The following is a 9,261-nucleotide window of genomic DNA, read 5'->3' on the forward strand; positions in this document are numbered from 1 at the left end:
GGCTAGCACACACCTTCCACAAAGCGGTCGAGCTCAACAAAGCGGGAACCCTTGACCAGTACAACATCATGTTTTTCAAGCGCGCCGCCCATGCGGTCGAGCACCTGCTGATAATCGGAGAACACCTGGATGCGGTCCTCGTCCATGCCCATCATGCGCGCGGCATCGGCCATAAGCTGGGCCAGCTCACCACCCACGCACGCCAGCATGTCGAGCTTCTTGGCGGCGGCATAGGCGCCCACGAGTTCATGCATGCGAGGGGCCTCATCGCCCATCTCGCCCATCTCGCCCAAGATCGCCATGCGAGACCCCGTGCACGAAAGCGAGCACAGTAGATCGAGGCCAGCAGCCATGGATTCGGCGCTGGCGTTATAGGAATCGTCGATGACGCGGGCACCGCTCTTGGCGCGCTTGATCTCCTGGCGATGACCGGTAATCGTGAGGCCCCTAAAGGCAGCATCGATCTGCTCGGGCGTCACGCCCAGGCGATAGGCAACCGCGGCGGCCTTAACGGCATTTGGGACGGACTGCACGCCGGGGATGGCAAGCATGGTATCGATTGTCTCGCCCTGACCAAAATCGAGCGTAAAGACCGGACGGCCCTCGTCATCAACTCGAACGTCGCGGGCACGGACCTCATCATCGTCCGAGACGCCGGCCAGCATCACGTCGATACCAGCAGGCTGGGCGAACGTATCGCGAATGAACGGCGTAAAGTCGTCCTCGCCGCCCAAAACCAGCAGCGGCAAGAAGTCGCCGGCGGCGCACATACCCTGGACAATCTCGGCCTTAGCGCGGGCGATGTTCTCGCGGCTACCCAAAATGCCGATATGAGAGGTACCAATCTTGCTCACGATGGCAAGGTTGGGATTGGCGGACTGGGACAGGCGCTCGATCTCGTGGAAATGGTTCATGCCCATCTCGAGCACCAGGACCTCGGTATCGGCCGGAGCGGAAAGCACCGTGAGCGGCATGCCGATCAGGTTATTGAAATTGCCCTTGGTGGCCCAGACACGATAGCGCTTGGCGAGCACGGCGGCGAGCACGTCCTTGGTCGTCGTCTTGCCGATAGAACCGGTAATACCAACGACCAGGCAGCCAAGCTCCAGACGGTACGTGTGCGCCAAACGCAGCAGAAACTCCTCGGGATCATCGGTCAGCAAGATGGCACAGCCCTTGTCCTGCGCCAGCGAGACCAGCTCGGCCTCGGGCTCACGCGTCATCACGACGGCGCCGGCGCCCGACTGGACGGCACGGGAAGCAAAATCATTGCCGTCGACGTTTTCACCGGGAAAGGCGACGAAAATCGTCCCTTCCTCGACCTGGCGCGAGTCGATAACGCACCCGCGGCATACCCGATCGGCTTCTCCCGTCACGGTTCGGGCCCCTGTTGCGGCCGCGAGGTTGTTGACGGCGATCTCTATCATTGCAGCTCCCCTGTAAACCTAATAATGCTATCGGCGTATTGTATCCCAGCGCCGCGCATGCGTGGTGCAGGGCATGTGAACACCCCTCATATGGGACAACAAACCACGCCCCAAAGATTGTAACCCCCTACTTCGTGTGCGGGATACCCAGCACGTCGAGCGCGTTGGCCATAATGGACTGGAACGGCACCGCAGCGGCATCTGAGCCGCTCGGCGTTCCGTCGAGCGTGATATAGCACAGCACCTTGGGCGATTGTGCCGGCGCAAAGCCCATAAAGGACGACATGTAGTTCTCCTTGAGGTAGCCGCCGTTCTCGTCGGCTCGTTCGGCCGTACCGGTCTTACCCGCCACGTCACAGCCGTCAACCGCGCCGCCAACGCCCGTTCCCTCGGACACGACCGTCTGCATGCACGATGTCACCTGGGATGCGGCGTCCTCAGAAATCGCGCGCTCGCCTTCGCCCCAGTCCTTCTCGTCGCCTTTGCTGGACTTATAGAAGTGCGGGGTCATCATCACGCCGCCGTTGGCGATGCCGCCCACGGCACGTGCGATCTCAATCGGCGAGACGGACAGCGCCTGTCCAAAGCTCATCGATCCCAGCGTGGCGCCGTCATACTGGTCACGCTCCTTGACGATGCCCAGGCTCTCGCCCGGAAAATCGACACCGGAGCTGTGACCTATGCCCCACTTGTCCACATAGGCGGCAAAGTCGTCCGCACCGATCTTGCGCCCCACCAGGACAAAGCCCACGTTGGACGAACGGCGCATCATCTCGCGCACATCCATGGTCATGGCATAGTCGCGCTTGTCGGCATCGGTGACGGTATCGTCACCCACCTTGATGCTCGCCGGCACCTCAAACGACGTACTCGATCGCACGACGCCCAAGTCGAAGCCGGCGCCCGCCACGAGCGTCTTAAAGACCGAGCCGGGCTCGTAGGCGTCGGTGACCAGGCGCAAGTTCATATCCTCGGTCTTGGCGTTTTCCAGATCGGTCTGGTCGTAAGTCGGATACGAGCAGGCTGCCAAGATCTCGCCTGTCGTAGGATCGGTGACCAGCGCCGAGCCGTTCTTGGCCTTAGTCTTCTCAACTGCCTCTGCCAGGGCATCCTCGGCCGCACGCTGGATATTGACGTCGAGCGTCGTCACGATATCAACGCCGTCGACCGCAGCCACCTTTTTATAGGCACCGCCCGCGATATAGCTGCCGTCCCTCGCGCGCTCGCGCACAAGAGAACCGTTCGTACCGGTCAGAAGCTTGTTGTATTGCTTCTCGAGACCCGTCAAGCCGTCGTTGTCTACATTCACTACACCCAGCACCTGCGATGCCAGATTGCCGTATGGATATACGCGCTTCATGGCCTGCTCAAAAAGCACGCCGGGCAGGTTCTTCTTCTCCAGCGCCGCAGCATCGTCTTCGTCCACCTGGCGCTTGATATACACCCAGGTGCCATCGGACTCGACGAGCTTGCGGCAGGTCTTTTTATCGATCCCAGTTGCCTTGACCAGCGCCGACACCGTCTTGTCAACATCCTCGACAAGCTGCGGGTTCACGGCGATGTTGCGACATTCGACCGACGACGCTAGCACGTTACCGTTGCGGTCGTAGATGGTGCCGCGTTTGGCATAGAGGGTCTGCGCAAGCAGGCGGCGCGCATCGGCACGCTCGCGCAGTTTATCGGCTTCGACAATTTGATAGTCGGCAAGGCGAAAGACGCCCAAGCCCAAGCCAAACCCAATGAATCCCATGACGGCTTTGCGGCGAGGCAGAGGCGCGCCTGTGAGCCATTCGGTCGACGAACTCTTGCGCGACCTGTTGTTATGCACTTGAGGGCCGCCCGAGCCGCGAAGTCGCGACGCCGGGTCGTTGCCACGGGACTGCCCGGCGTTGTAAGATTGCCGACCCGTTCCTTGATAACCAGAACGTCCCCGCGACGAGGGACGTCCAGAACCGCGGCCCCCATCGGAACCGCGGCGATAGTCATTTGTCATACTCAGCTACCGTCTTGCTACTGAGCGGTCGCGGTCGCGTTGGCGCCCGCGGCTGCATCCTGCGAAAAGTCAAGTGTAACGCTCTCGCTGGGCTCCACCATGCCATAAGCGCCCGCAAGGTCGCGAATGCGCGTGTCGGCGCCATAGACCGAATGCATGACCTCCAGGTCGGAGCTCTCATCGGTCGCCTTTTCGAGCGTGTTGGTAAGCTCGGCGTTGCTGTTGAGCACCTGGGCCGTAACGCCGGCGAGCGCCACGCGGGCGACGCCGATCGTCATGAAGATAGCCGCAATGATGCAAAACGTTTTAAGAACGCTCATGAAAACCGGGCTTACCGCCTGGTTTGCCTGACGGCCCGCGCCCGTGTAGACATCAAAGCGCGGCGTGCGCTGCTCACGGGGAGCAACGGGGGCCTGCGGCGTCTCACGATAGGCGGGCATGGCGTTCATATCATAGGCGAGTGCTGCGCTTGAAGTGTTGTAGCCCATGATATGCCGCCTCCCATCCCGAGTACGTTGGTAGTGTGTTTAAGCTTCGTTTATGGTGCGAGCGGGAGGTCCAATATCGCGCGGTCGCGCCTACAGACGCTGCGCCACGCGGATTTTGGCTGATCTCGCCCGAGGGTTGCGCTCAACCTCATCAGGCTGGGCAACCAAGGGTTTGCGGGTGATGACCTTGAGTATCGGCACGTTGCCGCACACGCACACCGGAATCTCCGGCGGACACGTGCACCCCTGGCTCATCTCCTTAAAGTGGTTCTTTACGATACGGTCCTCGAGCGAGTGATACGAGATGACGCAGATACGTCCGCCCGGGTTGAGCCACCTGGTGGCGGCATCAAGCCCTCGTTCGAGCACATCGAGCTCGTGATTGACCTCGATGCGAATGGCCTGGAAACTTTTCTTGGCCGGGTGTCCGCCATGCCGACGAGCGGCAGCCGGGATACCCGCCTTGATGATCTCGACAAATTGGCCGGTGGTTTCGATCGGTTCTTGCTCGCGGCGGCGCACGATCTCGCGCGCGATCTGCGAGGCGAACTTCTCTTCGCCGTAGACGCGTAGAATCCGGGCGAGGTCGTGTTCGTTATAGGTGTTGATGACCTCAGCTGCGTTTAAGGTGTTATTACCCGGATCCATCCGCATGTCCAATGGGGCGTCCTCGTTATACGAAAAGCCCCTGCCAGGGATATCGAGTTGCGGTGACGAAACGCCCAAATCGAACAGGAAGCCATCGACCCCGGGCACCTCGGCCGAGCAAAGCAGCTCGTCCAAGTCGCCGAAGTTGCCCTTCAGCAGCTGGTGCGGAACGCCGGGAACCTCGCGGTCCAGACGGGCGCCAGCGGCCTCGAGGGCCATGTCGTCCTGATCGACGCCGAGCAAAAGGCCCGTCTCCCCCACCTGCGCGGCCATCTTTACCGAATGGCCGGCACCGCCAAGGGTGCAATCGCAGACAACGGAGCCGCTCTTTAGCCGCAGCGACTCAAGCACTTCGCCGAGCATGACAGGTTCATGCCGATATTCTTGTGTCAAGATCCCACGCTCCATCCGTTACCCGTGCCTTGCCCTTACGAGAAGAAGAGGTCCAGCAGGGCCTCATCGTCATCGTCCTCATCGGCCGCGGCGCGATCCCAAACCTCAAGGTGGTCGTAGTTGCCCACAACCGTGACCTCGCGGTCGAGGTTCGCCTGCTTGCGGAGAGACTCGGAAAGACCGATACGACCGGCGCTGTCCACGTCCATCGACGTGGTGCGCTTGTTGATCGCCCTCATGAGCTTCTGGTCGTTAATGTCACGCGGGTTAAAACCCTCGTGGCCCTCACGACCCGCGAAGAGTCCTTCGACCCACTTATCGAAGGCCTCGGCAGAGAACACGTACAGAGCATCGACATCCAGGGCTTTGAACACGCGAACGTGCTCTCCAAGCTCCTCGCGAAGGGGTGCAGGCAGGGACAGACGACCTTTTGCATCGAGATTGCGCTCGTATGCACCAGTCATTCCCATGTGCGCCCTCCCCTCGGTTACTCAGATGGCACGTACGCGGGGAACCACCCCGCCTGTCGACGTCATCAATAATATGGGGAACCGCCCCATTTTTCAACACCTTTCCCCCCCCCTTCCCCCACCCCTCCCCACCATTCCACCCCCAATATGTTGTAAAACACCCCCGAGCATATGTTCGAAAACACAATATGTTGTGTTTGCAGCAAAGGCGGGATGCCACCTGTAGAACCACGCCCGCGAACCTCAACCTTCAAGTTGACCTTGAGGCGATTTTTACGTCCCTTTACACGCCGTTCACATCGCCCCCAAACTCCCCCACCCAAGGCACATGCGGCCCGCCACCGCGACGACAAGTGGCAAAAATGGGACGGGCCCCAGATTGCCCATGCGCGCGCAAAAGCACGTCGCGGCAATCTGGGGCCCGTCCCCAAATACCTATAGATATGCAGGCCAGCGATGTGTTAACGATGTGCCAGCGGGTGCGCCGCCAGATAGACCTCGGTCAGTTGCGTACGATCGACATGCGTGTAGACCTGCGTGGTCGATATATCGGCATGTCCCAAGATCTCCTGTAGCACACGGAGGTCTGCACCGCCCGCAAGCATATGGGTGGCAAAGGAGTGACGCAGCGTATGGGGATGGAGTCCCACCAGCCCCACCTGGCGCCCGTAGCGCTCACAGATGGCATGGATGCCCTGGCGCGACAGACGGCGGCCGTTCTTATTTAAAAAGACCGCTGAGGTCTCGGTTCCGTGGGCATGGGCCGCCAAGCGAGAACGCCCCTTAGTTATATAGCGCGTCAGAGCTCGCGCCGCACTTCCCACCAACGGGGACAGGCGTTCCTTTGAGCCCTTACCGCGAACGAGCACAAAGCCATCGTCGATATGGATATCGCCAACATCGAGCCCCACCAACTCACTCACACGCAAGCCGCATCCGTAGAGCACTTCCAAGATGGCATGGTCGCGCAAGCCCATCTCGCCCTCGGGGAAGTCTTGATCGAGCAGCGCCGAGACATCCTCCACCGATAGATACTCCGGCAAACGCTCAGCCTTTTTAGGCAGGCGCAACGCCGCCGTTGGATTTTGGGCCACAATCCCATCGCGCACCAAAAAGGCATGCAGGCCCTTCACGGCCGCAAGCGCACGCTCCACCGAGGCATCGGAATAGCCCCCATCGCGACGGTCGGCGACAAAGCCCTCCACGACCTGACGAGTCACCTCATCAAAAGACATGATGCCCGCCCGCTCCAGATACGCGCAGTACGTCGTCAGGTCACGACGATAAGCCGCAATCGTGTTGCGCGCCAAACCCCGCTCGACCGCGAGGTAATCGAGATACTCCCCCGCCGCCACGGCGAGCGACGAGGGAGTAGCTTCGGTATGTTCTTTGTTCGCCGGCACCCTTAGTCCGTAGCGAGGTTCATGGGCGTCACCTGCAGGCGATCGACGCCCTCGTGCTGACCGATCGAGGCACGCACGAACTCTCGGAACAGCGGCTGCGGGTTGGTCGGACGGCTCTTGAACTCGGGGTGAGCCTGGGTTGCCACATACCAAGGATGCACGTCGCGCGGCAGCTCGACCATCTCGACCAGGCGCTCGTCGGGCGACAGACCCGAGATAACCAAACCGGCGTCCTCAAGCTGGTCGCGGAAGGCGTTGTTGAACTCAAAGCGGTGACGGTGACGCTCGTAGACGAGCTCCTCGCCATATGCCTCGCGAGCAAGGGTATCGGCGGCGAGCTTGCACGGATAGGCGCCCAGGCGCATGGTGCCGCCCTTCTCGGTCACGTCCTCCTGCGAGCTCATCAGATCGATGACGCTAAATGGGCCGTCCGGATCGAACTCGGAGGAGCTGGCGCCGGCAAGGCCGACGACGTTGCGGGCGAACTCGCACACGGCCACCTGCATACCCAGGCAAATGCCCAGATACGGAATCTTGTGCTCACGGGCAAACTCGGCCGCGAGGATCTTGCCCTCCAGGGCGCGCTTGCCAAAGCCGCCGGGGACCAGGATGCCCGAGGCGTCGCCCAGAACCTCGGAGACATTCTGCTCGTCGAGGCTCTCGCCGTCGACCAGTTGGACGTCCACATGGCGATCGTAGAAGACGCCCGCATGGTGCAGGGCCTCGATAACCGACAGGTACGCATCGGGCAGCTGCGTGTACTTGCCCACGACGGCGATCTTCACCTTGTCGGCGTGATGGTTGGCGTGATTCTGTTTGCGCAGGAACTCATTCCACTCGCTCATGTCGCGCTCACGCGGGTCCAGACCCAGGCGCTCGCAAATGCGCAGGTCAAAGTCCTGCTCGGCAAGCAGCTGCGGAACATCGTAAATGCTCGCGCAGTCCTCGTTGGTAAAGACGCAATCGGTGTCGACGTCGCAGAAGCTTGCGATCTTCCCGCGGATAGCGTCATCGATATGGTGGTCGGAGCGCAACACGATAATATCGGGCTGGATGCCAAAGCTGCGGAGCTCCTTGACGGAATGCTGCGTGGGCTTGGTCTTGACCTCGTGGGCGGCGGCGATATAGGGAACGAGCGACACGTGGATGTAGCAGACGTTCTCGGGGCCGGCCTCCTTGCGGTACTGACGAATGGCCTCGACAAACGGTTGGGACTCGATGTCGCCGATCGTGCCGCCCAGCTCGGTGATGACTACATCGGAGCCGGTCTGCTCCTCGATGCGGCGGAACTTATCCTTAATGGCATTGGTGACGTGAGGAATCACCTGCACGGTACCGCCCAAAAAGTCGCCGCGACGCTCGCGGGCGATGAGGCTTTTGTAGATGGCACCGGTCGTAAAGTTGGAATCGCGGGTCAGGTTCTCATCAATAAAGCGCTCGTAATGACCCAGGTCCAGGTCGGACTCGTAACCATCCTCGGTTACAAAGACCTCACCATGCTGGAACGGGCTCATGGTACCGGGGTCGACGTTCAGATACGGGTCGGCCTTCTGCATCGTTACTTTGTAGCCACGCGACTTGAGCAGACGGCCCAGCGAGGCCGCGGTGATACCCTTGCCCAGGGACGAAACCACGCCACCGGTTACGAACACATGCTTGGTCATATTGAGTTACCTGCGCTTCCCGTAGAAGTTGTTTATCCACATCTTACGGGTCTTCATTGTAATACTCGCGCCGCGGACCGTCCGCAATTTTTCTCGCGTGCGATTGCATTTCTCAATCTTGAAACAAAACGCCGCCCGGTTTCCCAGGCGGCGTCGCTATGGCAAGGGTTACATGCTGCTATCGATCAGCAACCTCGTCCTCAAGCATTTCTTGAACGAGCATGCCGGTACGGACGCCCTCAAGATACCACTCGCCACGTTCGGTGAGGCAAATGCCATTTGCAAGCTGACCGCCGTCGTCGCTATAACGCGAGACGACATCAATCATGCCTTCGGAATCCAAGCGATCGATTGCGGCGCGGGCACGATACGGCGAAACCCCCACGCGCTCGGCAAGCGTTTTGCGCGAGAAACCATACGGCCCGCCATTGTCTTCGGTTTGCTGGTCGATCTCCATCAACACCAGCACCTCGACACGCTTCATATCGTTGACACTCGCACGACCCTTGCCCGCCATAGCAGCCTCCTCAAACCGAGCACGAGCATCTAACGCGCCGTGCGCGACCGACACACCTCACGATGGCAGGTAATATCCATCATGCGGCATCCCGCTAAGGATGAAACAGTTACGGTTATTGTATACCGCTCAAATTGTTTCTAGGCAGGTAAACGGCTATTTTTCGCCGAAATAGGCACTTGGGGGTGCGGACAGAAAGTTGGACCGCGGGGCGGTCCGGACTGGAGGTTCGCATGTACAGCAGGGAGAAGGTCGAGC

Annotated in this window: 8 protein-coding genes; all 8 read right to left on the reverse strand. The window is 60.4% G+C overall.

Annotation, left to right across the window (positions count from 1 at the left end):
- Window positions 1-2: 2 nt before the first annotated feature.
- The 8 genes from PMX72_RS07145 to PMX72_RS07180 all read right to left on the reverse strand — a co-directional run bounded on the left by PMX72_RS07145 (window position 3) and on the right by PMX72_RS07180 (window position 9,003).
- The gene (locus PMX72_RS07145) at window positions 3-1,427 is read right to left on the reverse strand and encodes a UDP-N-acetylmuramoyl-tripeptide--D-alanyl-D-alanine ligase (RefSeq protein ID WP_161144737.1); all 1,425 of its coding nucleotides are present in this window, start codon (window positions 1,425-1,427) and stop codon (window positions 3-5) included.
- Between the two features lie 127 nt (window positions 1,428-1,554).
- On the reverse strand, window positions 1,555-3,177 hold the full coding sequence (locus PMX72_RS07150; RefSeq protein ID WP_117786677.1) for a peptidoglycan D,D-transpeptidase FtsI family protein: 1,623 nt from the start codon (window positions 3,175-3,177) through the stop codon (window positions 1,555-1,557).
- 260 nt (window positions 3,178-3,437) lie between these two features.
- Window positions 3,438-3,908, reverse strand: coding sequence for a hypothetical protein (locus PMX72_RS07155; protein WP_022094483.1), 471 nt, complete (start codon window positions 3,906-3,908; stop codon window positions 3,438-3,440).
- 90 nt (window positions 3,909-3,998) lie between these two features.
- Window positions 3,999-4,964, reverse strand: coding sequence for a 16S rRNA (cytosine(1402)-N(4))-methyltransferase RsmH (gene rsmH, locus PMX72_RS07160; RefSeq protein ID WP_006234266.1), 966 nt, complete (start codon window positions 4,962-4,964; stop codon window positions 3,999-4,001).
- A gap of 20 nt (window positions 4,965-4,984) precedes the next feature.
- Entirely contained in the window at window positions 4,985-5,419 is a 435-nt protein-coding gene (locus PMX72_RS07165) for a division/cell wall cluster transcriptional repressor MraZ (protein WP_006234269.1), read from the reverse strand.
- Between the two features lie 461 nt (window positions 5,420-5,880).
- Complete coding sequence (xerD, locus tag PMX72_RS07170; RefSeq protein WP_117584232.1) at window positions 5,881-6,822, reverse strand: site-specific tyrosine recombinase XerD; 942 nt, start codon at window positions 6,820-6,822, stop codon at window positions 5,881-5,883.
- A 2-nt stretch (window positions 6,823-6,824) separates the two neighbouring features.
- Window positions 6,825-8,486 carry a CTP synthase gene (locus tag PMX72_RS07175; RefSeq protein WP_055286060.1) on the reverse strand — a complete coding sequence of 554 codons (1,662 nt, stop codon included), beginning with the start codon at window positions 8,484-8,486 and terminating at the stop codon, window positions 6,825-6,827.
- A gap of 178 nt (window positions 8,487-8,664) precedes the next feature.
- Complete coding sequence (locus tag PMX72_RS07180; protein WP_040358312.1) at window positions 8,665-9,003, reverse strand: helix-turn-helix domain-containing protein; 339 nt, start codon at window positions 9,001-9,003, stop codon at window positions 8,665-8,667.
- Between the last annotated feature and the right edge of the window lie 258 nt (window positions 9,004-9,261).

Source organism: Collinsella aerofaciens, assembly GCF_028207065.1.
Classification (GTDB): domain Bacteria; phylum Actinomycetota; class Coriobacteriia; order Coriobacteriales; family Coriobacteriaceae; genus Collinsella; species Collinsella aerofaciens_AR.